Origin of the sequence: Rhizobium ruizarguesonis (assembly GCF_017357285.1) — a bacterium.
Taxonomy (GTDB): domain Bacteria; phylum Pseudomonadota; class Alphaproteobacteria; order Rhizobiales; family Rhizobiaceae; genus Rhizobium; species Rhizobium ruizarguesonis.
This window is the reverse complement of record NZ_CP071678.1, coordinates 2,728,486-2,754,035: the sequence shown is the minus strand read 5'-3', so window position 1 is coordinate 2,754,035 and position 25,550 is coordinate 2,728,486. Positions and strand designations below refer to the sequence as shown.

The 25,550-nt window shown below is 61.8% G+C and carries 20 protein-coding genes and 1 pseudogene; 13 read left to right on the top strand and 8 right to left on the bottom strand.

Going from position 1 to position 25,550, the window contains the following annotated elements; translation table 11 throughout:
• Positions 1–15: 15 nt before the first annotated feature.
• The gene (locus tag J3P73_RS13640; RefSeq protein ID WP_075225835.1) at positions 16–1,104 is read right to left on the bottom strand and encodes a DUF2865 domain-containing protein; all 1,089 of its coding nucleotides are present in this window, start codon (positions 1,102–1,104) and stop codon (positions 16–18) included.
• Positions 1,105–1,483: 379 nt separating this feature from the next.
• On the opposite strand from J3P73_RS13640, the pseudogene J3P73_RS13635 reads away from it, so the two are divergent.
• A pseudogene (locus tag J3P73_RS13635) lies at positions 1,484–2,017 on the top strand (ribonuclease H family protein).
• A gap of 94 nt (positions 2,018–2,111) precedes the next feature.
• On the opposite strand, the gene J3P73_RS13630 reads toward J3P73_RS13635, so the two are convergent.
• Positions 2,112–4,424 carry an NADP-dependent malic enzyme gene (locus J3P73_RS13630; RefSeq protein WP_064648276.1) on the bottom strand — a complete coding sequence of 771 codons (2,313 nt, stop codon included), beginning with the start codon at positions 4,422–4,424 and terminating at the stop codon, positions 2,112–2,114.
• Positions 4,425–4,578: 154 nt separating this feature from the next.
• Complete coding sequence (locus J3P73_RS13625) at positions 4,579–5,199, bottom strand: NADPH-dependent F420 reductase (protein WP_130688274.1); 621 nt, start codon at positions 5,197–5,199, stop codon at positions 4,579–4,581.
• Between the two features lie 103 nt (positions 5,200–5,302).
• Here J3P73_RS13625 and J3P73_RS13620 point away from each other — a divergent pair, with 103 nt between their 5' ends.
• Together J3P73_RS13620 and J3P73_RS13615 are read left to right on the top strand one after the other, a co-directional pair.
• A complete protein-coding gene (locus J3P73_RS13620) occupies positions 5,303–6,190 on the top strand; it encodes a LysR family transcriptional regulator (RefSeq protein WP_075225831.1) in 888 nt (295 codons plus the stop codon).
• A gap of 186 nt (positions 6,191–6,376) precedes the next feature.
• The gene (locus J3P73_RS13615) at positions 6,377–7,816 is read left to right on the top strand and encodes an FAD-binding oxidoreductase (protein ID WP_026170916.1); all 1,440 of its coding nucleotides are present in this window, start codon (positions 6,377–6,379) and stop codon (positions 7,814–7,816) included.
• Between the two features lie 60 nt (positions 7,817–7,876).
• On the opposite strand, the gene J3P73_RS13610 is transcribed toward J3P73_RS13615, so the two are convergent.
• Entirely contained in the window at positions 7,877–8,437 is a 561-nt protein-coding gene (locus J3P73_RS13610; RefSeq protein ID WP_018072316.1) for a TetR/AcrR family transcriptional regulator, read from the bottom strand.
• 238 nt (positions 8,438–8,675) lie between these two features.
• On the opposite strand from J3P73_RS13610, the gene J3P73_RS13605 reads away from it, so the two are divergent.
• On the top strand, positions 8,676–9,848 hold the full coding sequence (locus J3P73_RS13605) for an efflux RND transporter periplasmic adaptor subunit (protein WP_130691890.1): 1,173 nt from the start codon (positions 8,676–8,678) through the stop codon (positions 9,846–9,848).
• Between the two features lie 5 nt (positions 9,849–9,853).
• Positions 9,854–13,006 (top strand): efflux RND transporter permease subunit, encoded by a 3,153-nt coding sequence (locus J3P73_RS13600; protein ID WP_130691888.1) that lies wholly within the window; start codon positions 9,854–9,856, stop codon positions 13,004–13,006.
• A 67-nt stretch (positions 13,007–13,073) separates the two neighbouring features.
• Here the strand turns inward: J3P73_RS13600 and J3P73_RS13595 are convergent, their stop codons facing one another.
• The gene (locus J3P73_RS13595) at positions 13,074–13,823 is read right to left on the bottom strand and encodes a histidine phosphatase family protein (protein WP_075225828.1); all 750 of its coding nucleotides are present in this window, start codon (positions 13,821–13,823) and stop codon (positions 13,074–13,076) included.
• 234 nt (positions 13,824–14,057) lie between these two features.
• Here J3P73_RS13595 and J3P73_RS13590 point away from each other — a divergent pair, with 234 nt between their 5' ends.
• On the top strand, positions 14,058–14,897 hold the full coding sequence (locus tag J3P73_RS13590; protein ID WP_207579650.1) for a UDP-2,3-diacylglucosamine diphosphatase: 840 nt from the start codon (positions 14,058–14,060) through the stop codon (positions 14,895–14,897).
• A 165-nt stretch (positions 14,898–15,062) separates the two neighbouring features.
• Complete coding sequence (locus J3P73_RS13585) at positions 15,063–16,283, top strand: MFS transporter (RefSeq protein ID WP_128412172.1); 1,221 nt, start codon at positions 15,063–15,065, stop codon at positions 16,281–16,283.
• Here J3P73_RS13585 and dgcA read toward each other — a convergent pair.
• Entirely contained in the window at positions 16,235–17,218 is a 984-nt protein-coding gene (gene dgcA, locus J3P73_RS13580; RefSeq protein ID WP_075225826.1) for an N-acetyl-D-Glu racemase DgcA, read from the bottom strand. The two genes, J3P73_RS13585 and dgcA, sit on opposite strands and share 49 nt — an antisense overlap.
• 102 nt (positions 17,219–17,320) lie before the next feature.
• Here dgcA and J3P73_RS13575 point away from each other — a divergent pair, with 102 nt between their 5' ends.
• From J3P73_RS13575 to J3P73_RS13555, 5 genes are all read left to right on the top strand, one after another.
• Positions 17,321–18,490 carry an MlaE family lipid ABC transporter permease subunit gene (locus J3P73_RS13575; protein ID WP_018072309.1) on the top strand — a complete coding sequence of 390 codons (1,170 nt, stop codon included), beginning with the start codon at positions 17,321–17,323 and terminating at the stop codon, positions 18,488–18,490.
• 1 nt (position 18,491) lies between these two features.
• Positions 18,492–19,337 carry an ABC transporter ATP-binding protein gene (locus J3P73_RS13570; protein WP_003559847.1) on the top strand — a complete coding sequence of 282 codons (846 nt, stop codon included), beginning with the start codon at positions 18,492–18,494 and terminating at the stop codon, positions 19,335–19,337.
• Between the two features lie 9 nt (positions 19,338–19,346).
• Positions 19,347–20,717, top strand: coding sequence for an MlaD family protein (locus J3P73_RS13565; protein WP_018072308.1), 1,371 nt, complete (start codon positions 19,347–19,349; stop codon positions 20,715–20,717).
• A 24-nt stretch (positions 20,718–20,741) separates the two neighbouring features.
• On the top strand, positions 20,742–21,353 hold the full coding sequence (locus J3P73_RS13560) for an ABC-type transport auxiliary lipoprotein family protein (RefSeq protein WP_075225825.1): 612 nt from the start codon (positions 20,742–20,744) through the stop codon (positions 21,351–21,353).
• A gap of 146 nt (positions 21,354–21,499) precedes the next feature.
• Entirely contained in the window at positions 21,500–22,753 is a 1,254-nt protein-coding gene (locus J3P73_RS13555) for a sensor domain-containing diguanylate cyclase (RefSeq protein ID WP_018072306.1), read from the top strand.
• A gap of 101 nt (positions 22,754–22,854) precedes the next feature.
• Here the strand turns inward: J3P73_RS13555 and J3P73_RS13550 are convergent, their stop codons facing one another.
• The gene (locus J3P73_RS13550; protein ID WP_018484001.1) at positions 22,855–23,730 is read right to left on the bottom strand and encodes a D-alanyl-D-alanine carboxypeptidase family protein; all 876 of its coding nucleotides are present in this window, start codon (positions 23,728–23,730) and stop codon (positions 22,855–22,857) included.
• A 386-nt stretch (positions 23,731–24,116) separates the two neighbouring features.
• Here J3P73_RS13550 and J3P73_RS13545 point away from each other — a divergent pair, with 386 nt between their 5' ends.
• Positions 24,117–24,866 (top strand): aminoacyl--tRNA ligase-related protein, encoded by a 750-nt coding sequence (locus tag J3P73_RS13545; RefSeq protein ID WP_075225824.1) that lies wholly within the window; start codon positions 24,117–24,119, stop codon positions 24,864–24,866.
• A gap of 54 nt (positions 24,867–24,920) precedes the next feature.
• On the opposite strand, the gene J3P73_RS13540 is transcribed toward J3P73_RS13545, so the two are convergent.
• On the bottom strand, positions 24,921–25,481 hold the full coding sequence (locus J3P73_RS13540; protein WP_075225823.1) for a cysteine hydrolase family protein: 561 nt from the start codon (positions 25,479–25,481) through the stop codon (positions 24,921–24,923).
• Positions 25,482–25,550 lie beyond the last annotated feature (69 nt).

The window sequence follows — 25,550 nt, the reverse complement described above, 5'->3', positions numbered from 1 at the left end:
TGGCATGATTTGATATCACTGCTGTTGTGGCTGCGGGCCAGGCGTTGCCGGATTGGCGAGGTCGATCGAGCCCTGATCGCCGGCCAGAAACTGCGGGCCGACCTGACGGACGCGGTTCTGCGTGGGATCGTAGGGGCGCTCGGGAACGGATGGTTGCGGCGCGGCGGCATCCTTCGCCGGGGGATTGGTGCGGATGGTGGTGATGGAGCCCTGCTGCGGCGGTTCGCTCACCGCCTGCTTGGAGCGCATCTCCTCATAATAGGCGGTGAGATTGCAGGCGCAGGAGGATTTTTCCCCGGGCGTGCGGTTCTTGTAGGCAAAGGCATTTTTCATGGCGCTGTAGGGCGTGCCCGTTGCGACCGAGATCATGTTCGAGGCTTCGGTGCTCGTCACGTCACGATAGAATAGTTCGGTCTCGATGCCCGGGCACATCTTGGCGCAGGTCTGGGCGTCGCGGCCGAAATCGACCGACGTGGCGTTCGAGCTGATCGGGAAGAAGCCGCCGTCGCAGCTGCGCACGCACATGGTGCTGACCGGAGATAGCATCTCGGCCCGCGGCACGCCGTAACGCGGATCGACCTCGTCACCGCCGCCGAGCGGAATGAAGGTATCGGTGCGCATCGCCTGTTCCTCGACGCTCGGAGCCGGTTCGTTGGCGCTGCGATCGCTCGGGGCATAGAAGTTTTCGCTGTTGCAGCCATTGCGCTCGAGAGCGGCAATCAGTTCGCGCCGCGCGCCGTCATCGGCGCCGTTCTGGCCGGCCAGCTCGTCGCGGCGGTCCTGGAGATAGCGGATGTTGTCGATCATGCGGGCTTCGGACTGCGAGAGCTCGGCGCAATAATCGGCATTCTCGCCGCCGATGACGACCATGCTGCCCGAGGTGCAGCCGTTGCCGCGCAGCTCGTTGCGGACCTTGCGCAGCTCGAGGTTCTGCTCGGCCATGGCGCTGGCATATTGGCGCACTTCCGGGCCGTTGTTATTGCCGATCGACCGCGGCAGGTCGGCCAAGCGACCGCGCAGATCCTCACAGATAGTAGTTGTCTGCGCCGCGGCGGGCGCTGCGAAGGCAAGGAGGAGGGCAAGAGACAGGTTTCGGCGTTTCACGGCGTCGTCCCGGAATGAGCAAAGAATCGATCGGTCGATTGCGGCCTCGATAGCCGCGCGTTGTCTCTTAGCGTGTTTCTCTTAATAAGCTTGGAGATATTCCTAGCGCATTTTCGCGATTTTATCCAGCAAATGCGGGTGGTCCCTCTGTCGGGGAATCTGCTGTGCCGCCAAAAGCGGGACCTCCTTCTTTCAATTTTCCGGCGCTTGATTCTTCTTCTCGTTCGCCAGCATATCGGCAAGCTGTTGCGCGACATCAGGATCCGGCACGACTGGCCAATGCCGCGCTTGCGGCGCCGGTTGGGTTTACAGGCGACCGCGGGCACGGTATCGGCCAGCCACTTCGGCGGGCGCGGCCAAGGCGAGAAGGACGGCGAAAATGACAGACATTTCCAACGAGCTCCGCTCCCCTGCAGCGACAGTCGGGATACCCGAAGCCCAACACGGCCTCCACGTCTTCGTGGACGGTTGCTATGAACCCGGTTCCGGGCACGGGGGCTGGGCATTCGTCGCTTATCGTGATGCCGCGGAAATTGCCTCTGGCTTCGGTGGCGTCGAAGACTCCGCCAATAATTCGATGGAATTGACCGCCGTCCTCAAGGCGGCAATCTGGATCAACAGCGATACAAGCGGCGAGCCCGCGACCATCTGGTCCGATTCCGTCTATGCCGTTAAAGGCTGCAACAGCCGGCGGCATATATAGAGGAACAACGGCTGGAGGAAAGGCAACCCCAATGGGAATGCCCGAAACCGAACGATCGTCAATGCGGAACTCTGGAAAGCAGTCGATCTTCGACTATCCCAGAACGCCCTGGTGACCATTGCCTGGTGCAAGGGCCATGCCGGCATTGCCGGTAACGAACGCGCGGATGCGCTTGCGGATAGAGGACGCCTGTCGTTACGGGGTGATTGATATCTGCTTGATATCAACCGGCTGCAGATGCTCGGGACAAGCCCGAGCATGACGAAAGAGGAGTTGGCCGACTTTGTCGGGAGTCTGAGTCGGCTCACGCCGGCTGCGATGCCTCGACGACAGCGAGTGCCGCCATATTGACGACGCCACGGGAGGTGACCGAGGGGGCGAGAATGTGGGCGGGCAGGGCGGTGCCGAGCAGGATCGGCCCAACATGCAGGCCGTCCGTCATCGACTTCACCACACCGAGCGTGATGTTGGCGGCATCGAGGTTCGGGAAGACCAGGAGGTTCGCCTCGTCGTGCAGGGTCGTGTCCGGCATGACGCGCTTGCGCAACGCTTCAGTGATGGCGCTTTCGCCGTGCATCTCACCGTCGACCTCGAGGTCGGGCGCGGCTTCGCGCACGAGCTGCAGGGCGTTGCGCATCTTCGTGGCGCTTTCGGATTCACGCGAGCCGAAATTGGAATGCGAGACCAGGGCGGCGCGCGGGGTGAGGCCGAAACGGCGGATTTCCTCGGCCGCCAGCACCGTCGCCTCGGCGACCTCCTCGGCGGTCGGATTGAAGGTGACATAGGTGTCGGTGAAGAAGGTGGCGCCGCGCTGCGAGATCATCAGGCTGAGGGCTGAGAAGTCGCGGACATCCTTGCGCTTGCCGATGATCAGGCGGACGTCGCGCAGATGCTTCTCGTAACGGCCTTCCAGGCCGCAGATCAGCGCATCGGCCTCGCCGCGCCTCAGCGCCAGCGCGCCGATGACGGTGGTGTTGGTGCGCACGATCGTGCGGGCGGCTTCCGGGATGACGCCGCGACGGCCGACGAGGGAGAAATAGAGATCGACATATTCACGGAAGCGCGGATCGTCTTCCGGGTTGATGACTTCGAAATCCTGCAGCGGCCGGATGCGCAGGCCGTAGCGCTTCAGGCGCGTCTCGATGACTTGCGGGCGGCCGATCAGGATCGGTTCGGCAAGGCCTTCCTCGAGCAGCACCTGGGCGGCGCGCAGTACGCGTTCGTCCTCGCCTTCGGAGAAGATGACGCGCTTGCGCTCAGCGGCCTTGGCGGCGGTGAAGATCGGCTTCATGACGAAGCCGGAACGGAAGACGAAGCGGTTCAACTGGTCGAGATAGGCGTCGAAATCCTGGATCGGGCGGCGCGCCACGCCGCTCTGTTCAGCGGCCTTGGCGACCGCAGGCGCGATGCGCAGGATCAGGCGCGGATCGAAGGGCGAGGGGATCAGGTAATCGGGGCCGAAGACCGGGGTCTCGCCGGAATAGGCGCGGGCGGCGACGTCCGACGGCTCTTCGCGGGCAAGGGCTGCGATGGCGCGCACGGCCGCCATCTTCATCTCCTCATTGATCGTCTCGGCGCCGCAATCGAGCGCGCCGCGGAAGATATAAGGGAAGCAGAGGACGTTGTTGACCTGGTTGGCGAAATCCGAGCGGCCGGTGCAGATCATCGCATCGGGGCGGGCAGCACGGGCGAGATCCGGCATGATCTCCGGAGTCGGATTGGCAAGCGCCATGATCAACGGCTTGTCGGCCATCTGCGCCAGCAGCTCCGGCTTCAGTACGCCGGCGGCGGAAAGGCCGAGGAAGACGTCGGCGCCGCCGATATTTTCGGCCAGCGTACGCGTCTCGCTCTTCTGGGCATAGATGGATTTCCATTCGTCCATCAGCTCGATGCGGCCCTCATAGACGAGGCCTTCGAGATCGTGGACCCAGATGTTTTCGCGTTTTGCCCCGAGAATGACAAGCAGGTTGAGGCAGGCAAGGGCGGCGGCACCCGCGCCGGAGGCGACGATCTTGATGTCGGCGATGTTCTTACCGGCGAGTTCCAGCCCGTTCAGGATCGCGGCGGCGACGATGATCGCCGTGCCGTGCTGATCGTCGTGGAAGACGGGGATCTTCATCTTCTCGCGCAGGCGCCGCTCGACCTCGAAACATTCCGGCGCCTTGATGTCCTCGAGGTTGATGCCGCCGAAGGTCGGCTCCAGCGAGGCGATGGTCGAGACCATCTGGTCGACGCCTGCGGCGTCGATCTCGATATCGAAGACGTCGATGCCGGCGAATTTCTTGAAGAGCACCGCCTTGCCCTCCATAACAGGTTTGGAGGCAAGCGGGCCGATATTGCCGAGGCCAAGCACGGCGGTGCCGTTGGAGATAACGGCGACGAGATTGGCGCGCGAGGTATATTCTGCCGCCATTTCGGGATTGTCGCGGATGGCAAGACAAGGGGCGGCAACGCCGGGCGAATAGGCGAGCGCCAGGTCGCGCTGGTTGCCGAGCGGCTTGGTCGCCTGGATCTCCAGCTTGCCGGGGCGGGGATAGCGGTGGAAGAAAAGCGCCTGCTCGTCGAGATCGCCGCTCGTCAGGTTCTTTTCTGTCTTCGATTTTTCCGGGTGATCCATCGCCGCCTCCGTGCACGTCTTTTGAGCTCCCTCCATACATCAATCGGATACGGGCGACAGTATGGAAATGGCGGAGTTGGCGAGTTTTTGTCTGGGCAATAAAACATCCCGCCCTCACGGACGGGATGTCGGTCCTGCCGATCGATGAGAGACCTCAGGCGGCGATGTTCATCCAGGCCGGGGCGATGGCGGTTCCGCGGCCGAGCCCGTAGCCGAGGCGGATATTGAGCATGCCCAGCGGTTCCAGGAGCTTGGCAGCGTCCAGGCCCCCGGTTTTTTCGACGGCAAATCCTGCGTCGACGACCAGTCTGGAAACCTTTTCCACCGCATCTTCGTCATTTCCGGCGACAAATACCGGCACGTTGGCCGTGGCATCGCGGGACGCGTTGAAGAGCTCGGCGAAGATGGTGTTGAAGGCCTTGACCACCTTGGCGCCGGCCGCGGCATTCTGGATTTTGTCGGCGGCGGAAGTCTCGTGACCGAAGAGCAGACCGGAGAAATCGGGCTTCAGAGGATTGCTGATGTCAACGACGATCTTGCCCGAGAGCGATGGCGAGGCGGCGATCTCAAGAGCACTGGCATAGGGAACGGCGAGGATGACGATCCCCGCAGCGGCGATCGCCTCTGCAATGGTGGCGCTTTCAACGCCAAGGCTTTCGGCAAGGCCGCGCGCGGCCCGATCGTTGCGTGCCGCGACGATCAGCTCAGTCTTCCCGGCAAGGCGTGTGGCCAGGCCCTTGCCCATGTTTCCGATGCCGATAATTGCAGTCTTCATCGTTCTGTCTCCTGTTTCCGATGCGATGGTCACAGGGATACATCCGAAACATTCCATCGTTAATTGCATTGCTTCCAATAACAGAGTTGCATAAAAGTATCGAATGCCCGATCTCTTGAACTTGCAGACCCTCATTGCCGCCGCGACATCGGGAAGCTTTGCCGGAGCGGCGAAGCGGCTCGGCATTTCGCCTGCTATGGTCGGCAGGCGTATTCAGGCGCTGGAGCAGGAGTATGGGGTCAAGCTGATCGAACGCACGACGCGCACGCAGCGGCTGACCGAGGTCGGGTCCCGCTTCCTCGTCAAGGCAAACAGAATCATCGACGAGCTGGAGGAACTCAACGATATCTCTCGCCCTGATGCAGAGGCCATGTCGGGACGCCTGCGTCTAAGCACACCGACGACATTGGGAATCAAGCGGCTTGCGCCCGTGATGGCCGAACTCGCGGAGCGGCATCCTGCACTTTCGGTCGAGCTCAATCTCAGCGACCGCAATGTCGACTTGGTGGCCGAAGGCTATGATCTGGCGATCCGGATCGGCGAATTGAAGCCCTCGTCGCTTATCGCGCGGCGCGTCGGCAGCTATCATTTCGTCTGCTGCGCGTCTCCGGCATATCTCGATAGATTTGCCGGGCCGGAGAGGCCCGAGGATCTTCGCCTCGGCCGCTGCATCCTCAACCTCAATCTCGTTCCCCGCGACGAATGGCCATTCGAGACAGAGGGCCGAGAGAGTTTCACGGTGGGTGTTCGCGGCAACATCGAGATCGACAATGGAGAGGCGTTGCGGACGGCAGCACTTGCCGGAGCAGGCGTCATCTACGTCCCGGTGGATCTCGTAGCGGAAGACATAGCGAATGGCAGGCTCGTGGAAGTTCTCGCCGACTGGCGGAAACTGGTACTGCCGATCCACGCCATTCATCCGTCACGCCGGTTCGTGCCCGGCAGGATTGGCGCGATCATTGATGCCATTGCGCGGGGGCTGCGGGATTAGGGACTGTTCCGCGGCGTGCGGGGATTGCCGCCACCGGCATCGATTTCCCATGAAAATTCAATAGGAAGTCGCTTCCTTTCGTCGCGGCCGCCGAGGGCTAATCCTTTTCGAAACTTGTTTGAGGACCGCAGCAAGCGCAAAATGCCGGCCGCGACGGTGCGGGGCGCCGGTCGCATGGAGGAAATCATGGACAATTTGAACCTCACGACCCTGCAAAGGGGGCAGACGATGGTCAATGACGTGGCCATCGATGCTTTTGCGGCCGGATTTCGCGGCAGTCTCCTAACCAGTAAAGACATGGATTACAACGAAGCGCGGACAATCTGGAATGCGATGATCGACCGCCGGCCCGGGCTTATCGCGCGTTGCGCCGGTGCTGCCGATGTCGTGCGGGCGGTGCGGTTTGCACGCGACAATAATTTGCTCGTTTCGGTGCGTGGCGGCGGCCACGGTATTGCCGGCAATGCGGTCTGCGAGGGCGGTGTCGTCATCGACCTGTCAGCGATGAAATCGGTGCGGGTCGATCCGCAAACGCGGCGCGCCAGGATCGAGCCGGGTGCAACGCTTGCCGATGTCGACCAGGAAACGCTGGCCTTCGGGCTGGCGCTGCCGACCGGCATCAATTCCACCACCGGCATCGCAGGCCTGACGCTCGGTGGCGGATTCGGCTGGCTGACCCGCAAATTCGGGCTGACCATCGACAATCTGCTTTCGGTTGATGTGGTGACGGCCGACGGCGAGTTGGTCAAGGCGAGCGAGACGGAAAAGCCTGATCTCTTCTGGGCGTTGCGCGGCGGCGGCGGCAATTTCGGCGTCGTGACCTCCTTCGAATTCAAGCTCAACCCTCTCAACACGGAGGTTCTTGCTGGGCTCGTCGTGCATCCCTTCGCCGATGCGGAAAAGGTGCTCAAGGAATACCGACAGGCGCTGGAGGCGGCGCCTGACGAACTGACCTGCTGGGTGGTGATGCGCCAGGCGCCGCCGTTGCCGTTCCTTCCGGCCGAATGGCACGGCAAGGAGATCGTGGTGCTGGCCATGTGCTATTGCGGAGACATCGCGGCGGGAGAAAAGGCGACGGCCAGATTGCGCGCGATCGGAAATCCGATTGCCGACGTCGTCGGCCCGGTGCCGTTCACCGGCTGGCAACAGGCATTTGACCCGCTGCTCACGCCAGGGGCGCGCAATTACTGGAAGAGCCAGGATTTCGCCTCCCTCTCGGACGCGGCGATCGAGGTCCTGCTCAAGGCCGTGCGCAAGCTGCCCGGACCGGAATGCGAGATCTTCATTGGCCATGTCGGTGGTGCCGCTGGCCGCGTGCCCACCCAGGCGACCGCATTTCCACAACGAAGCTCGCATTTCGTCATGAATGTGCATGCGCGCTGGCGGGAAGCCGGGATGGATGGAAGCTGTATCGGTTGGGCGCGGGAGCTTTTCGAAGCAACCAAGCCGCATGCGGTCGGCACCGCCTACATCAACTTCATGCCTGATGATGAAGGTGATCGCGTCGAAGAAGCCTACGGCGCCAATTACGCTCGTCTTGCCGAAGCCAAGCGGCGCTACGATCCGAACAATCTGTTCCGCATGAACCAGAACGTGAAACCGATGGCGGCGGTGCGAGCTGCCTAGCCCGACCATGCCCGCGCTCGGGTGATATACTCGGGCGCGGGATGAGGCGCCAATCGCTTGTCACCCTTCGGTGAGTTCGATTAATTCCTGCAACAGCGCCGTGTCGTCCGAACCGGCATGGTCGTCAGGCTTCAGAACATGGGCAAGCCATGCTCCGTCCGCCGCCAGGCGAACGATCTCGAGCCGCATTCCCACGTCTGTTTCGGCGTGCCTGACAAGCCGGTCATTCATCCATCTATGCCACAGAGACTTGGAGTAGGGGTCGGCAAGCACGGTCATCGTCTGCGCCGACCACGGGCTGTTGTTGAGGGCGCGGTCAGCAAACAGGGTGCGGACATAGGCGCGGGTGAATGTGCCGCGGCCGCCCTTATCCTTTTCCAGTTCCTGGTCGATCTCGCGGTCGAGGCTTTCCATCATGCCGTCGAACACGGCCTCTATAAGCGCCTGCTTGTTCGGGAAGTGGTGAAACAACCCTCCCTTGGTCACGCCGGCTGCGCTGGCGACCGCCTGCAGGCTGACGGCGGCCAGACCATGTTCGAGCGCCAGCTTGGTGGCGCAATCGAGAAGAGCTTGCCGCACGACATCCGGCTGTTTCTTTCTGTTGCGGGGGCTATCTACCAATGCATGACCTGTGTTCGAGATAAGCTTCGCGCCGAGGCGCCGGAGTGGATCAGTATCACTCCCGGGATCGCCGGGCCATGGGAACTCCAAATATGATAATGCTATCATACCGACCGGTTGGTATCTTGCGAAGAGAAAAAAGATCGACTATCTGTCGGCTGAGGAGGCCCGCCGAACGTCATTTCGGCGGGATGTGCTTTTTTGGATCCCAGTGCGACCATCGGGAAGGCTTTTGAACATGCTTCTTCACACGAAATCATTGTGTTACGCGCTGACGCTGGCACTTTTCCTCGGCGCAGGCCTTCCGGCTCACGCACAGGAAGGCGGCGCGATGCCGCCCGCTGCCATCAGCGTCCTGACGCTTGGTGCCCGCCCGCTTCCCGTGGTTAGCGAACTGCCCGGCCGCATTGCCGCAACGCGCGTCTCGGAAGTGCGGGCCAGGGTTTCCGGCATCCTGCAGCAGCGGATCTTCGAGCAGGGCAGCCTCGTTCAGCAAGGCGATGTGCTCTACCGGATCGATCCGGCGCTATTTCGGGTCCGGGTGGCAAGTGCCGAGGCAAGCGTCGCGCGTGCCAAGGCGACGCAGCTGAATGCCCGCCTGCAGTTGGACCGGCAGAAGTCGCTGCGCGACCGCGATGTTGCAAGCGGTATCGAATACGATGCTGCAGCCGTCGCCCTTGCCCAGGCCGATGCCGATGTCGCGCTGGCGCAGGCCGCACTCGACGAAGCGAAGATCAATCTCGGCTATACCGAAGTTCGTGCGCCTATATCAGGCATCATCGGCGGCGCGCTGGTGACGGAAGGCGCGCTGGTGACGGCCGATGGCGGCGATGCGCTGGCGATGATCCAGCAGATCGACCCCGTTTATGCCGACTTCACGCAATCCTCCGGAGACCTGCTGGCGCTGAAGCGGGCAGTCGAGAACGGCAGCCTCACATCGACCGAACCGGGCAAGGCCGACATCAAGCTCGTCTTCGACGACGGCACGGTCTATGGCGAGGCCGGTAAGCTTCTCTTTAGCAGCGCCAGCGTCGATGCGACGACCGGCCAGGTCACCCTTCGCGGTGAATTCCCCAATCCCAAGGGCGACCTGCTGCCGGGCCTTTACGTCCGCGTCCGCATCGAGCAGGCCGTGCGGGAGAAGGCGATCCTCATCCCGCAGCGCGCCGTCATCCGCACGGCCGACGGCAAGGCGCAGGTCTATGTCGTCCAGGAGGGAGATGTGGCGCAACCGCGCGACGTCGAGCTTGGTCAATCCTCCGGCAATGAGTGGGTGGTCGAAAGCGGCCTGTCGGCAGGCGAGCGTCTCGTCGTCGACGGCGGCCAGAAGCTGCAGCCGGGCGCAAAGGTCGCGCCGGTAGAGTGGCGGGATGGTCAGCTCGCGTCCGGTGACGCCAAGAAGCCGGAGTAAGGTCGATGGCACGTTTCTTTATCGATCGCCCGATCCTAGCCTGGGTCTTTGCGATCTTCATCTCCATCGCCGGCCTGATCGCGCTGCCGTTTCTGCCGGTCGCGCAATATCCCAAGGTCGCGCCGCCGCAGCTCAGCATCACCACCAGCTATCCCGGTGCATCGCCGCAGGATATCTATCAGGGCGTCACCCGCCAGATCGAAGAAGAGCTGAACGGGGTCGAGCACCTTTCCTATTTCGAGTCGACGTCGGATACATCGGGCGCAATGACGATCACCGCGACCTTTGCGGCCGGCACCGATATAGACCAGGCCTCCGTCGACGTTCAGAACGCGATACGCCGCGTCGAACCGCGGCTGCCGCAATCCGTCAAGGATCAGGGCATCACGGTCGAGGAGGCATCGTCCGGCTTCCTGATGTTCATCTCGCTGACCTCGACGGACGGAAAGACCGATGAGGTGGCGCTCGGCGACTATCTCAACCGGAACGTCATCGGCGAGCTGCGCCGTCTCGATGGCGTCGGCCGCGCGCAGCTGTTTGCGTCGCAGCGGGCGATGCGCATCTGGATCGATCCCGACAAGATGGTCGGCCTGAACCTCACCGCATCCGACATCAGCGCGGCGATATCGGCGCAGAACGCCCAGGTCGCAGCTGGCCAGATCGGCGCGGCGCCCAATCCGATCTCGCAGGACCTGACGGCGACGGTGCTGGTGAAGGGGCAACTGACCGACATCAAGGAGTTCGGAGACATCGTGCTGCGCGCCAATGCCGACGGATCGAATGTCAGGCTGCGGGATGTCGCGCGCATCGAAGAGGGCAGCGAGAGCTACAGCTTCTCCACCCGCTTGAACGGCCAGCCGAGTGCCGCCATCGCCATCCAGCTGTCGTCGACAGGCAATGCCGTCAATACGTCCAACCTGGTCAAGGCGAAGATGGAAGAGCTCTCACGCTTCTTTCCGGCGGGGGTCGAATATTCCGTTCCCTATGATACCAGCCCGTTCGTCTCGGCATCGATCGAGAAGGTGGCGCATACGCTCGCAGAAGCCGTCGCGCTCGTCTTCGTCGTCATGCTCATTTTCCTGCAGAGCTTCCGCTACACGATCATTCCGACGCTCGTCGTTCCCGTCGCGCTGCTCGGGACGCTTGCTGTCATGTATGCCGCCGGCTTCTCGATCAACGTGCTGACGATGTTTGCGATGGTGCTTGCCATCGGCATTCTCGTCGACGACGCCATCGTCGTGGTGGAAAACGTCGAGCGGCTGATGGCGGTGGAAGGGCTGTCACCGAAGGACGCGACTAAGAAGGCGATGCGGCAGATCACCGGCGCGATCCTCGGGATTACGCTGGTTCTCTCCTGCGTTTTCGTGCCGATGGCGTTCTTCCCGGGTTCAACCGGCATCATCTATCGCCAGTTCAGCCTGACCATGGTTGTTTCAATCCTGTTTTCGGCCTTCCTGGCGCTGTCACTGACGCCGGCGCTCTGCGCCACCTTCCTGAAGCCGATCAAAGGACATCATGAGAGGAAGGGCATCGCCGGCTGGTTCAACCGCAACTTCGACCGCCTGACCGGCCGTTATGCCCGCACCGTCGGGGGACTGACCAAGCGCTCCTGGCGGGTCATGGCCGTCTATGTCGCGCTGCTCGTCGGCCTTGGCTATCTCTTCGTCAACCTGCCGAGCAGCTTCGTGCCGGATGAGGATCAGGGCTTCCTGATCGTCGACGTGCAGGGACCGCCGGAGGCGAGCCGCAACCGCACGGTGGCCTCGCTCGAAAGCATCGAAGCGATCTTCAAGAAGGAGCCGGCCGTTGCCAACGTCGTCGCGATCCAGGGCTTCAGCTTCTCCGGGCAGGGACCGAACGCCGCCCTGGTGTTCGTCACGCTCAAGGACTGGGCCGAACGCGGCCCCGGCAATTCGGTCCAGGAGATTTCCAACCGCGCCAATATGCAGCTGTTCGGCCTGAAGGATGCAACGTCCTTCGCGCTGTCGCCGCCGCCGATCGAAGGTTTCGGCACGACCAACGGCTTCACCTTCCGCCTCCAGGATCGCGGGGCGAAGGGGCAGGCGGCACTGACCGAGGCGGCGGGAATGCTGCTCGGCAAGGCATCGCAGAACCCCATCATCGCTGGTATCCGCCCAGAGGGCATGCCTGACTCGGCCCAGCTCGTGCTGGTCATCGATCGCGAAAAGGCAAATACCTTCGGCGTTGCCTTCGCCGACATCAACAGCACGATCACCGCCAATCTCGGTTCGAGCTATGTCAACGACTTCCCGAATTCGGGCCGCATGCAGCGCGTCATCGTGCAGGCGCAGGACAAGAGCAGGCTTCAGGCGGAAGACCTGATGAAGCTCAATGTCCGCAATGCGAGCGGTGGCATGGTGCCGCTGTCGTCCTTTGCCGTCGCCGAATGGCAGAAAGGGCCGGCGCAGATCGTCGGTTATAACGGCTACCCCTCAGTGCGCATTTCGGGCACTCCGGCGCCTGGATATTCATCGGGCGCGACAATTGTCGAAATGGAGCGGTTGGCCTCGGAACTTCCCGACGGCTTCGGCTTCGAATGGACCGGCCAGTCGCTGGAGGAGCTCAGATCGGGATCGCAGGCGCCGTTCCTGTTCGGCCTCAGCATTCTCTTCGTCTTCCTGCTGCTGTCGGGGCTTTACGAGAGCTGGTCCATCCCGTTGTCGGTGATGCTGGTCGTGCCGCTCGGCGTCATTGGCTGCGTGCTCGCGGTGATGAGCCGCGACATGTCCAACGACATCTACTTCAAGGTCGGCCTGATCGCGATCATCGGGCTGTCGGCGAAGAACGCCATCCTGATCGTCGAATTCGCCAAGGACGGTTTTGCCGAGGGGAAATCGCTGATGGATGCCGCGATCGAAGGCGCCCGTCTGCGCTTCCGGCCGATCATCATGACCTCGCTTGCCTTCACCTTGGGCGTGGTGCCTCTGGCGATCGCCACCGGGCCAAGTGCGGCGAGCCAGAATGCGATCGGCACGGGCGTGCTTGGCGGCATGATTTCGGCGACGGTGCTGGCGATCTTCTTCGTTCCCGTCTTCTTCGTCTTCGTGCTGCGTCTCTTGAGGACGAAGCGGCCGGAGACTGTGAATGAGGAGGCTCCGGCCGGGCAGGAAGCTGCGCCGGTGACGTCGCCGAGCTGAGGTGAAGAGTTGGCGGGTTGCCTTACGCAACCCGCCACAGACCTTTGCGGCGGTTCGATTTAAGGAGTTATGCAGTCGGCTTCGGTGTAAGCGTCACGTCGGCGCCATAGGCATCGCGCAGTTCGCCTTCCTGTCCCGGCTGCCGGTCGGCGGCCTGATGCAGCAGGATCGACTCGTATCCTTGCGAGCGCGTCCCCTCGATCAGCGTGATATCGGCGTTTCCAGGATTGTCGGAGCGCTCGAACCACTCGACAGGGCGGTGCAGAAAATTCATTTCGACCGCCCGGTTGGTGACGCCATGACCAACGATCACAACGTTGTGGTCGCTATTTTCGTCATCGTGCATAACGGTCTGCAGGAACAGGCGCACCCGCTGGGCCACGTCCGCCCGGCTTTCGCCATCCGGCGGCCGTGCGTAGAACTTGCCGCTGTTGCTGCGCAGCCTCGCCCATTTTTCGAACTCCTCGGGAAACTTCTGCTTCTGTTCGGCGTGGTCATAGATTTCGGTGAAGAGACCGAAATCCTGCTCGCGCAGCAGATAATCTTCCCTGATATCGCCGACGACGCTTTCCGGCAGGGCTTCGAGCAGCGCATCCTTGCTCTGCCGCGTCCTCAAAAATGGCGAATACCAGATCTGCAGCTTGCCGAAACCGGCGCTCGGCAATGCCTTGAGATAGGAGGCGATGACGCCGCCTGCCTCAAGTGCCTGCCGATGGCCCCACTGCGTCAGCGGCACGTTGTGATCGCCGAATTGGCGGTAAGCCTGTTCGTTGATGTTGCCGAGGGATTCGCCGTGGCGAACGAGAAAAAGACGCATCAGCCATCCCGCATTGTCGGATATGAATCGCCGCTATCATGAACGCCCTGAATGCGCAGGGCAACATGGCCGGCAGGCCTGGCGGCGACGGGCATCCTGCCCGCGCGGCGACAGGCATTCTGCCAGCGCGGCAACGGGCATTCTGCCCGCGTGAGATGAACTGGTTTGCAGCGCTTTTCCACACCTTGTCATCTTCCTGAAACACGAGTCTGATTTTGGAAGGCTAGATGAAAGATGGGACATGAGCGGCAGCTCGTGAAAGACATGATGGAACCCAGACATTTCCGCACGCTCTTCATTTCCGATGTCCATCTCGGCTCGAAGGCCGCGAAGGCCGACTTCCTGCTGGATTTCCTGCGCCACCACGAGGCCGATACGATCGTGCTCGTTGGCGACATCGTCGACGGCTGGCGTCTCAAGCGCAGCTGGTACTGGCCGCAGGTCTGCAACGACGTCGTCCAGAAGCTGTTGCGCAAGGCGCGCAAGGGCACGCGCGTCGTCTATATTCCCGGCAATCACGACGAATTCCTGCGGGCCTTCCCGGGCATGCATTTCGGCGGCATTGAGGTCGTCGAGCGCATGATGCATGACGGCGCCGACGGCAGAAAATATCTGATCCTGCACGGCGACGAGTTCGACGTCGTCGTCCGCAACGCCCGACTGCTCGCCTATCTCGGCGACTGGGCCTATGACACGGCGATCCGCATCAATATCATTCTGGCGGCGGTGCGGCGCCGACTTGGCATGCCCTACTGGTCGTTTTCGGCCTGGGCGAAGCTGCAGGTCAAGCATGCCGTCAATTTCATCGGCGAGTTCGAGCGCGTCGTGGCCGGGGAAGCCCGCAAAAACGGCGCCGACGGGGTGATCTGCGGACATATCCATCATGCCATTATCCAGGATATGGACGGTATCCGTTACATCAACACCGGTGATTGGGTGGAAAGCTGCACGGCGGTCGCCGAGCATGAGGACGGCACGTTCGAACTGATCACCTGGCGGGCGCTCGCCAGCAGTGTGACAGCACTTGCCACCGTCGATCGGGAAGACGCAGAACTGGCTCCACAGGCCGCCTGATTTTGGCGCCGGCGCATCCGCGCCTGCGCTCCCTCGAATTTAGCCGTTACCGTCAGGCGACAGGCCCTGTTTATTTTCTAAAACGTTTCAGAACGGCTATTTCTCGCAATAGTCGCCTCCAGGGTGGTGTGTTAGGACAACGTCCAGTTTCCTTCAGGTCCACCAATGATTCCCGCTCAAAATTCCCCGACGGGTGAGGGAGCGCCGCCGCGCTTTCGGCTGCTCAGCGCGCTTTCCTACTGCGCGCCGCTGCTCGTCAACGGCATCGTCCTGCCTTTCTTTCCCGTGTGGCTCGCAACCCACAGCTTCAGCGACCACGAGATCGGCATCATCCTTGCCATACCGATGGTGGTTCGCGTGCTGGTAGCGCCTGTCGTCGCCATGATCGCCGATCGATTGAAGGAGCGTGCCGACGTGCTGCTCTGGTCGGGCGGCCTGTCGCTACTGACGGCGATCGCGCTGTTCTGGACGACGACCTTCTGGCCCGTCACGATCGTCTATGCGTTGCAGGGCGCCACCTTCGCGCCCTATGTGCCCGTCGTCGAATCAATCGTCATCTCGGGTGTGCGCCGCTGGGGGCTCGATTACGGATCGATGCGCGTATGGGGCTCGATCGCGTTCATCGTCTCGACGCTGGTCGGCGGCCAGCTGATCAGTCGGTGGGGCGGCGAAATGGTGCTGCCGGTCATGGTCTTCGGCTTTATCATGACCGTGGTCATGGCGATCTTCTGTCCGCGTATCGGACCGACGCGACGGCGCGGCCAGCCGATCAACATTCCGGCAGCCACCGGCAGCGGCCTGCGCGAGCCGCATCTTCTGCTGCTTCTGATCGGCGTCGCCATCCAGCAGTCGAGCCATGCGGTGCTGAACGCTTTTTCCTCGATCTACTGGCATCAGCTTGGCTTCTCCGGTACGCAAGTCGGCCTGCTCTGGAGCGCCGGCGTCGCTTCGGAAGTGACGGTGTTCTTCCTGTCGAAGCGTCTCAACCGTCGCTTCGACGCCTGGACGCTGATCCGCTTCGGCTGCGCCATCAGTGTCTGCCGCTGGATCCTGTTTCCGATGAATACAGGCTTTGCCGGTTTCTTCCTGCTGCAATGTTTCCATGGCTTCACCTACGCCTTCGTGCATACCGGCGTGCAGCGGCGGATCGTGGCGACCGTGCAGGAAACGCAGGAATCATCGGCGCAGGGCGCGTATTTCTTCTATGTCGGCATGGCGATGGCGCTGATGACCCTGGCGTCGGGTTATCTCTATGCCTGGCTCGGCGTCGTCAGCTACTACGTCATGGCCGTGGTCGCGTTCTCCGGCCTCGGCATCGTCATCTTCGCCTATTATCTTCAGCCCCAGAGGGTGCTTTCGGGCGGAAAGACCAGGGAAGCGGCGTAACGCAGGCCGGGTTCGCGGTCGCGAGCAAGCAGCAGCGGGCCGTCGAGATCGACGAAATCGGCATTCTGGGCGAGCAGAACGGCGGGCGCCATGGCAAGCGAGGTGCCGACCATGCAGCCGATCATGATACTGAATCCGAGTCGTTCGGCTTCGGCCTTCATCGACAGCGCCTCCGTCAGGCCGCCGGTCTTGTCGAGCTTGATGTTGATCGCGTCGTAGCGGTCGGCAAGGCTTGCGAGATCGCCGGTGTGGTGGACACTCTCATCGGCGCAGACGAGGAGCGGGCGGCGGATTTCGGCGAGCAGCCCATCGCGGCCGGCCGGCAGTGGTTGCTCGACGAGGGCTATGCCTGCTTCCGCGGCGATATGGAGATGACGCTCCAACACCGCTTCCGGCCAGCCCTCATTGGCATCAAGGATGATTTCGGCATCGGGTGCTGCTGCGCGGACGGCGCGGATGCGGCTTTCATCGTCGCCGGTGCCGACCTTGACCTTGAGCAGGGCGCGGCCGGCATGCTCACGCGCCTGGGCGGCCATCACCTCCGGCTCACCGAGCGAGATGGTGTAGGCGGTGGTGAGCGGCTTCAGAGCGGCAAGGCCGAGGCGGGTGGCGACGCTGTCTCCTGTCTGCTTTGCCTCGAGGTCCCAGAGGGCGCAGTCGACGGCGTTGCGGGCCGCACCCGGCGGCATGGCCGACAGCAGGTCATGGCGCGAAATGCCGGCCTCGATCAGCGGTCGCGCCGCTTCGATCTGGGCGAAAACGCTCTGCATGGTCTCGCCGTAGCGGCGGTAAGGCACGCATTCGCCGAGCCCATGCGCACCCTCTTCGACAAGCGTGCAGGTGATGACCTCGGCTTCGGTCTTTGCCCCGCGCGAGATGGTGAAGGTCCCGGCAATCGGAAAGGAATTCATCTGGATATCGAGGGTGCGCGGCATTATTGCTCTCCTGCGAGCATGGAAATTGCACGGTGCTTCTGTATATTGACGCGCCGGGCGACGAACGATCTGCTTCGCGATTCGGCAATGTCGCTGTAAGCCTTGAAAGACACAAGTATCTTGAACGCCGAGAATCGCAACGCCGCCTCCCTTGATGTGGACGACCAGGCTGATGGCTCGGGACAGCGTGTGCGTCTTCAGGGAAATTGGCGTAGCGCCTACATCCATCTAGTGTTGCGCGATTTCGAAAAGCTGCTGCAGAAGAAGACCGGCGACCTCACGGTAGACCTCTCTAATATATCGGAGATCGACACCGCCGGCATCTGGCTGCTGTGCCGGCTGAAGAAGCAAGAAGAGGCGGGCGGGCGAGCGGTTCGCTTCGAAGGCACCAACCCGCATATCGACGAAATGCTGGAGATGTTTTCCGAGGAGCCGGCCAAGCCCGAGCCGGAGCAGACGGAGAAAGTCTCGCTTGTTGCGCGCATCTTCGCGCCGATCGGCAAAATGACCTATGAGGTCTGGGACAATTTCGCTGCCGCCATGTATATCCTCGGCTCGGCGGTGCGCGGCGCGCAGATGAAGTTCGGCCGCGGCAGCGGCGTTTCGCCGGCCTCGATCGTCAACCAGATCGACCATATGGGCGTTCGCGCCGTTCCGATCATTCTTTTGATGTCGTTTCTGATCGGGGCGATCATCGCCCAGCAGGGCGCCTTTCAGCTGCGCTACTTCGGCGCTGAGGTTTTCGTCGTCGATCTCGTCGGCATCCTGCAATTACGCGAAATCGGCGTGCTTCTAACCTCGATCATGATCGCCGGCCGCTCGGGCAGCGCGATCACCGCCGAAATCGGCTCGATGAAGATGCGCGAGGAGATCGACGCGCTGAAAGTGATGGGCCTGAACCCGATCGGCGTGCTGATCTTCCCGCGGCTGGTGGCGCTGACCATCGCGCTGCCGCTTTTGACGGTGCTGGCAAATTTCGCCTCGCTCGGGGGTGCTGCCGCCGTCGCCTGGGGCTATTCCGGCATCACCTTCGCCAACTTCCTGTCGCGCCTGCACGAGGCGGTGACGTTGTCGACGGTTCTGTCGGGCATGATCAAGGCGCCGTTCATGGCGCTGGTCATCGGCATCGTCGCCGCCGTCGAGGGGCTGAAGGTCGGTGGCAGCGCGGAATCCCTCGGCCAGCACGTGACGGCCGCGGTGGTGAAGGCGATTTTCGTCGTCATCCTGATGGACGGGCTTTTTGCGATGTTCTATGCAGCGATCGATTTCTAGGATGGCGGACCGCGTGGACGAGAAACCGATCGATACGGAAGACAAGGACGAAAGGGACATCGTGCTGTCGGCGCGCGACGTCACCGTCGGCTTCGGCTCCAAGGTCGTGCTCGACAATCTGAACCTCAATATCTACCGCGGCGAGATCCTCGGCTTCGTCGGCGCGTCCGGCACCGGCAAATCGGTGCTGATGCGCACCGTGCTCCGGCTGCTGCCGCGCCGCTCCGGCACGATCAAGATCCTCGGCCAGGATTTCGACGAACTCGACGAGCCGCAGCGCAACGCGCTCGACATGCGGCTTGGCGTGCTGTTCCAGCAGGGGGCACTGTTTTCGTCGCTGACGGTCAAGGAAAATATCCAGGTGCCGATGCGCGAATATCTCGACCTGCCGACCTCGCTGATGGACGAACTGGCGCATCTGAAGATCCGTATGGTCGGGCTTGCAGCCGATGCCGCCGACAAATATCCGTCCGAACTGTCCGGCGGCATGATCAAGCGCGCAGCCCTTGCGCGCGCGCTGTCACTCGATCCGGAACTCGTCTTCCTGGACGAGCCGACCTCCGGCCTCGACCCGATCGGCGCGGCCGAATTCGACGAACTGATCGCCAACCTGCGCGATAGTCTGGGATTGACCGTGTATATGGTCACGCACGACCTCGACAGCCTGTTTTCGGTCTGCGACCGTATTGCCGTGCTCGGAAAGAAGCGAGTAATGGTGGAAGGCACGATCGACGACATGCTGGCCTATGACGATCCGTGGGTGCAGGCCTACTTCAAGGGCAAACGCGCGCGGTCGATCGTGCCGCAGAACGCTGCTGCCGCGCGGCACGACAGCAGCGGAAAGTGACCGGATAAGATGGAAACCAAAGCCAATTACACGATTGTCGGTTTTTTCACGGTGCTGGTGATCGCGGCTGCCTTCGGCTTCGTCTACTGGATGGCCGAATACGGCCGCGGCGGCCCGATGACGGAACTGATCGTTCGTATTCCGGGCTCGGCCAACGGCCTCAGCGTCGGCTCGCCGGTGCGCTTCAACGGCATCCAGATCGGCTCGGTGCAGACGCTGTCGATCGATGCCGACGATCCGCAATATTCGCTGGCCTTCACCCAGGTGCGCACCGATGCGCCGATCTACCCCTCGACCAAGGCCGCCCTTGAAATTCAGGGCTTGACCGGCGCTGCCTATATCGAGCTGTCAGGCGGCCGCAAGGGCGAGGAAAGCATCCTCCAGCATGCGATCGACAACGGCAAACGCGCCGTCATCGTCGCCGACCAGTCGAGCGTCACCAATCTGCTGGCGACGGCCGACAAGATCCTCGATCGCGCTAACGACGCGGTCGGCGAACTTCAGGGTTTTATCGAAGATTCGCGCGGGCCGCTGACCGAGACGTTCAAGAATGCCGAAACGTTCTCGGATGCACTGGCCAAGAATTCCGGCAATATCGACTCCTTCCTGCAGAGCGTCGGCCAGCTTTCGGAGACAGTGAAGGCGGTTTCCGGCCGCGTCGACTCGACGCTTCAAGCCGTCGAATCGCTGGTCAAGGCGGTCGATGCGCAGAAGATCGACAACATCGTCTCCAATGCCGAGAAGATTACCGCCAATGTCGCCGATGCCTCGGGCGACCTCAAGGGCGCGATCCAGAAGTTCGACCAGACGGCCACCACCTTCAATGATTTCGGCAAGCAGGCGCAGGCCACACTCGACCGCGTCGATACGCTCGTTGCCCAGATCGATCCGGCGAAGGTGAAGGGCTCAGTCGACGATATCTCGCAGGCGACCAAGGACGCGCGCGCCGCCGTAGCCTCGATCCGCGATGTCGCCAACACGGTTTCGGCGCGCCAGAAAGATATCGACCAGACGATCCAGGACGTGTCGCAGCTTTCCAACAAGCTGAATTCGGCCTCGACCCGCATCGACGGCATTCTCATCAAGGTCGATGCGCTGCTCGGCACCGACAATACGCAATCGCTGTTCACTGAAGCGCGCGATACGCTGGAATCCTTCAAGAAGGTGGCCGACAACCTGAATTCGCGCATCGGGCCGATCGCCGACAATCTGCAGAAATTTTCGAGTGGCGGCTTGCGCGACGTGCAGACTCTCGTCAACGACATGCGCGGAACCGTGAGCAATCTGAACGATACGATCACCAACTTCGACCGCAATCCGCAACGCCTGATCTTCGGCGGGGACACGGTCAAGCAATATGACGGCCGGACGCGGCGTTAACTGGGAAATCAGGGGTAGCCTAATATGGTCGCATCGCATCTGTTGTCGCGCCGTTCTTGGATCAGGGGAACGGTGATCGCGCTGCCGCTGACGGCGCTGATCCTTTCCGGGTGCGGCACCGCGGCCAAGAACGACACCTATGATCTGCCCGCCGCCGTCGACGGCAGCGGACCCGCGGCCAAATCCCGCCAGGTCCTGATCGCCAGCCCGACGGCGCTAAGGTCGCTCGACAGCGAGCAGATCGTCATCCGTGTTTCGCCTTCGGAAATCCAGTATCTCTCCAAGGCGCAGTGGGGCGACAAGCTGCCGCGCATAGTGCAGTCGAAGCTGGTGGAAGCCTTCGAGAACTCGGGCAAGCTCGGCGGCGTCGGCATGCCGGGGCAGGGGCTGGCGATCGACTACCAGATCGTCACCGATATCCGCTCCTTCGAGATCGATGCTTCGAACGGCAACCAGGCGGTGGTCGAGATCTCCGCCAAGATCCTCAACGACCGCAACGGCTCGGTGCGCGCCCAGAAGGTGTTCCGCGCCATGGCGCCGTCCGGCGGCGACAATGACGGCTTCGTCAAAGGCCTCGACCGCGCCTTCTCCACGGTTGCCTCCGAGATCGTCAGTTGGACGCTGCGCTCAATCTGAACTGGAATTCCGAGGTCGCCCCGTGAATATCGAGGGTTGTCGATTCTGAAAAATATTTGACCCCATGGCTTAGGGGCCGCCATCGTATTCAATTTCTTCATGAATTTATGGAACGCATCATGCATCCCTTTCAGGAGGAATGCTGCATGGTGGCTGCACGGGTCTTCGGGAAATCGTCATTGGAGGCGATCCAACGCGAAAATGATCGCCTGGCTGCGCTGCAGCAGCTCGATCTCCTCGACACTCCGAGGGACGAGGGCTTCGAACGGATCGTACGCCTGATAAAGGAGATCTTTTCCATCGACATCGGCATCGTCTCACTGATCGATGCGCATCGGCAATGGTACACGGCTTGCTCCGGCCTTTCGGCCGACGAGGTGTCGCGCGAAGACACGTTCTGCCGCTACGTCGTGGACTGTGAAAGGCCTGTTGTCGTGCAGGACGCTACCAAGGACTCGCGGTTTTCGCAGCATCCTTCGGTGACGGGCGAGGACAATATTCGTTTTTATGCCGGTGTGCCGTTGAGAACAAAAGCCGGGCACATGATCGGAACGGTATGCGCGATCGACCGCAGGCCACGATCGTTCGGCAACAGAGATCTCGGCATTCTCGAGGAGCTGGCAGGCGCCGCGATGGACCGCATCGAGCTCATGCAGTCGGCCGCCATCGACAGCCTCACCGAGGCGATGACGCGGCGTGCCTTCAAGCAGGAGGCCGATCAGCTCATTTCGCTCGCTCTGCGGCACAAGCACGATCTTTCATGCATCGTTTTCGATATCGACCATTTCAAGAAGGTGAACGATACGCATGGGCATGCGGCCGGAGACGAGGTCCTCAAGGCGGTCGCATCGACCTGTAAGACGACCCTTCGAGCCGGTGATCTGTTTGGTCGTCTTGGCGGCGAGGAATTTGCCGTCATCCTGCCGCATGTCGATCGGGAAGGTGCTGCCGCAGTCGCCGAGAAACTCAGAGCCGCCATCGCCTCTGAGATCATTCGCGGCGATCATGGCGCCCTGACCGTTACAGCCAGCTTCGGAACGTCGGCACTCTCGATCGTCAGCAAGGAGATCGAGACCCTGCTGGCTCAGGCGGATGCGGCGATGTATCAGGCCAAGCATGGCGGACGGAATCGTTGCGTGTCGTGGATTTCCATCCACGCCGATCACGCCATTGGCGCTCGACGGCGGGTGCTGAAGGCGGGTTCGATCCTGTTCAACGATCGACGCTCGACCATCGACTGCACCGTCAAATCCATCGGCTCGGAGAGCGCCGGCATTTCGGTCTCCAATACATCAGGCATCCCTTCGGAATTCGTTCTTGCCATCAAAGGCGAAGGATTCGAAACGAATTGCAGGGTGATCGCGCAAGACCGGCAGCATCTGGAAGTGGCTTTCAGATAAGCCGTTAGAGCGCCGTGCGTCCTTTCGGACGCATAATCGCTTCTGATTTTCCGGCCGATGCGCTAGCAAAAACCTGCCGGCAGGTCTCTGCTCATCGGGGGCTACTTGGTCGGTTGCGAATCCGTCATCGTCGCTCCCGGCTGGCTGCCTGGTGTCGTGGAAGCTGTGGCGGTCGATGACGGCGACAGGGTGCTGTCCAGGAGGCTTGCCATCTTGTCGTCGCGTATGCTCGCGGTCTTTTCGCCCATGACGACGCCGACCACGCGGCGGCCATCCTTCAGGGCCGACGTCACGACATTGTAGCCTGATGCGTCGGTGTAGCCGGTCTTGATGCCGTCGACGCCGTCATAACGATACATGAGGTTGTTGTGGCCGCGGAACTTCATGCCGCGAAATTGGAAGCCGCGCATGGAGAAGAGCTTGAACTCCTCGGGAAAGTCGCGCATCAGCGAAACGCCGAGTGTCGCCATATCTCGCGCCGTCGTGACCTGAGCAGGATCCGGAAGGCCCGAGGGATTCCGGAAGACCGTATCCTTCATGCCGAGCTGGTGTGCCTTGTCGGTCATGACAGTGGCGAAAGCCTGTTCGGAGCCGCCAAGCTGCTCGGCAATCGCCACGGCCGCATCATTGGCAGACAGCACGACAATGCTTTCGACCGCTTCACGCAGCGTCACCTTTCGGCCTGCGCCGATGGCAAGCTTGAAGGGCTCCTTGCTCTCGGCATTTTCCGACATGGTGAGCTTCTGATCCCAGGCGAGGCGCCCGTCATGCAGGGCCTCGAAGGCGAGATAGAGCGTCATCATCTTGGTCAGCGACGCCGGATAGTTCAGCTCGTCCTGATTGGAGGCTTCGAGGACCTGACCGGACTGTGCATCCACGACGAAGCTTGCCTGGCCAGCCTCAGCCAGTGTGAAAGCGCCCATCAGGAAAGCGGAAGAGAGCGCGGTGGCAAGGAGCCTGGAGGTCGTCTTGGTCATCAATGTTGCTGTCTCTATCGTTTGGACGGTCGAGTGAGCCGTTCACTAAATGCTGCGGATCGGAAATGTTTGTGACGGAATGAAGGACAGGGGGCAACAAAAAAGGGCTATCCACAGATGATCCCTTTTGTCTCACCGTCTCGGTTTTGACCTCGCCGCGCCCGTTTGACAATGCGCAGCACGGCACGTAGAGAATTCGCCATGAGCACGAAGAGCGCGCCCATGTCCCGTCATATCAGCACCTGCCCGCAGGTCGCGATCGTGCGCGCTCTTGGCGGACGAGGTCTTCGCGTCCTGCTGTGACGTCAGGGCGCTAGGCGTCCGGCGCACTGCTGGACGTAAAGCCCCTCACCACGTCAATCAAGGTTGCCAGGGAGACAGGCACCGTGCTCAATATTTATCATGTCAATTCGCTCGTCCATTGGGAGGAGCGCGAGATCCATCTGCGCGATCATATGATCGGCTTCTTCTCGCAAGAGGTCCGCAGTTTTCTCAGATCCGTCAATCCGGCCTGGGACGTCAGGAGGGTCGAGGCGCCGGCGCTGATGCCGCGGTCGCTGGTTTCAAGCGCCTATTCGAACGCCGGTATCTGGGTTCAGGAACAGCTCTCCGCCAGCGATGCTATGCTGGTGCTGAGACCGGAGACCACGCCGTCGACCTACATCTACATGCAGCATATTCTCGGAAATCACTCGAAGACACGGCTGCCGCTCTGCGTCTGGCAGGCCGGCAAATCCTATCGTCGTGAGCAGGAGCAGCCGACCAAGCACATGCGGCTGAAGGAATTCTGGCAGCTCGAATTCCAGTGCGCCTTCACGGCCGATAGCGGCAACGACTATCATGCCGCCTGCCTCGAGCCGGTCCGCCGCATGATCGCATCGCTGATCCATCTGCCGACGCGGATCGTACCCTCCGACCGGCTGCCGGCCTATTCCGAGATGACTGTCGATATCGAGGTCGACAATGGCGACAAGTGGATGGAGGTCTGCTCGATCTCGCGACGTACGGATTTTCCGCAGCGCTACCGGTCGCAGCCGAAGAAGGGAGCGGCTGTCGACCACGACGTTCTCGTGCTTGAGATCGCCATCGGCCTCGATCGGTGCATTTATAACTGGTGCATAGCCGCAGATCGGTGAAATATCGGGAACCGGGATCACCAAGCGGTCCCGGTTCCCGTGTGGCCCGAAAATTTATGAAAAGTCGATCTCGGCGGCGGGGCGGATTTCTACCGTCGCCTTGCCCGCATCGAAACCATCGAGCGTTTCATTGTGATGAGCGATGATCTCGGAGGAGGTGAAGGTCGCCGTGTCGCCGGTCATGTGACCATCGGCAATCAACGTCACATCATATCCGAGCGACACGGCTCGCCTGACTGTCGTGTCGACGCAGAATTGGGACATGCATCCACCGACGACGAGGTGAGTGACCGATCGTTCGCCCAAGCGTTCTCCAAGATCGGTCTCGAAGAAGGAGTCGGCGCTTTTCTTGCGTACAACGACCTCGGCCTGCCTCGGCGCGATCTCGTCGCGGAGCGCCCAACCCGGCGTGCCGACAGCCAATCGATGGCTGCTGTCGCCGTCATGCTGAACGAGTACGATCGGCGCGCCTGCCCGCCGAGCTTTTTCCTGTAGCGCGGCCAGCCGTGCGACGGTCTCGTCGAGCGCGGCATCGACTTGAGGTTGCCGCTCTGGCGAGGCTTTGCCGGAGAGGATGGCATTCTGGACGTCGATGATCACAAGGGCCTTGGTCATGTCGGGAAGGTTTCCGTGGCTGGATGGCGAAAGCCGCCTGACACATGTTCAAGCGGCTTCCCGGATAAT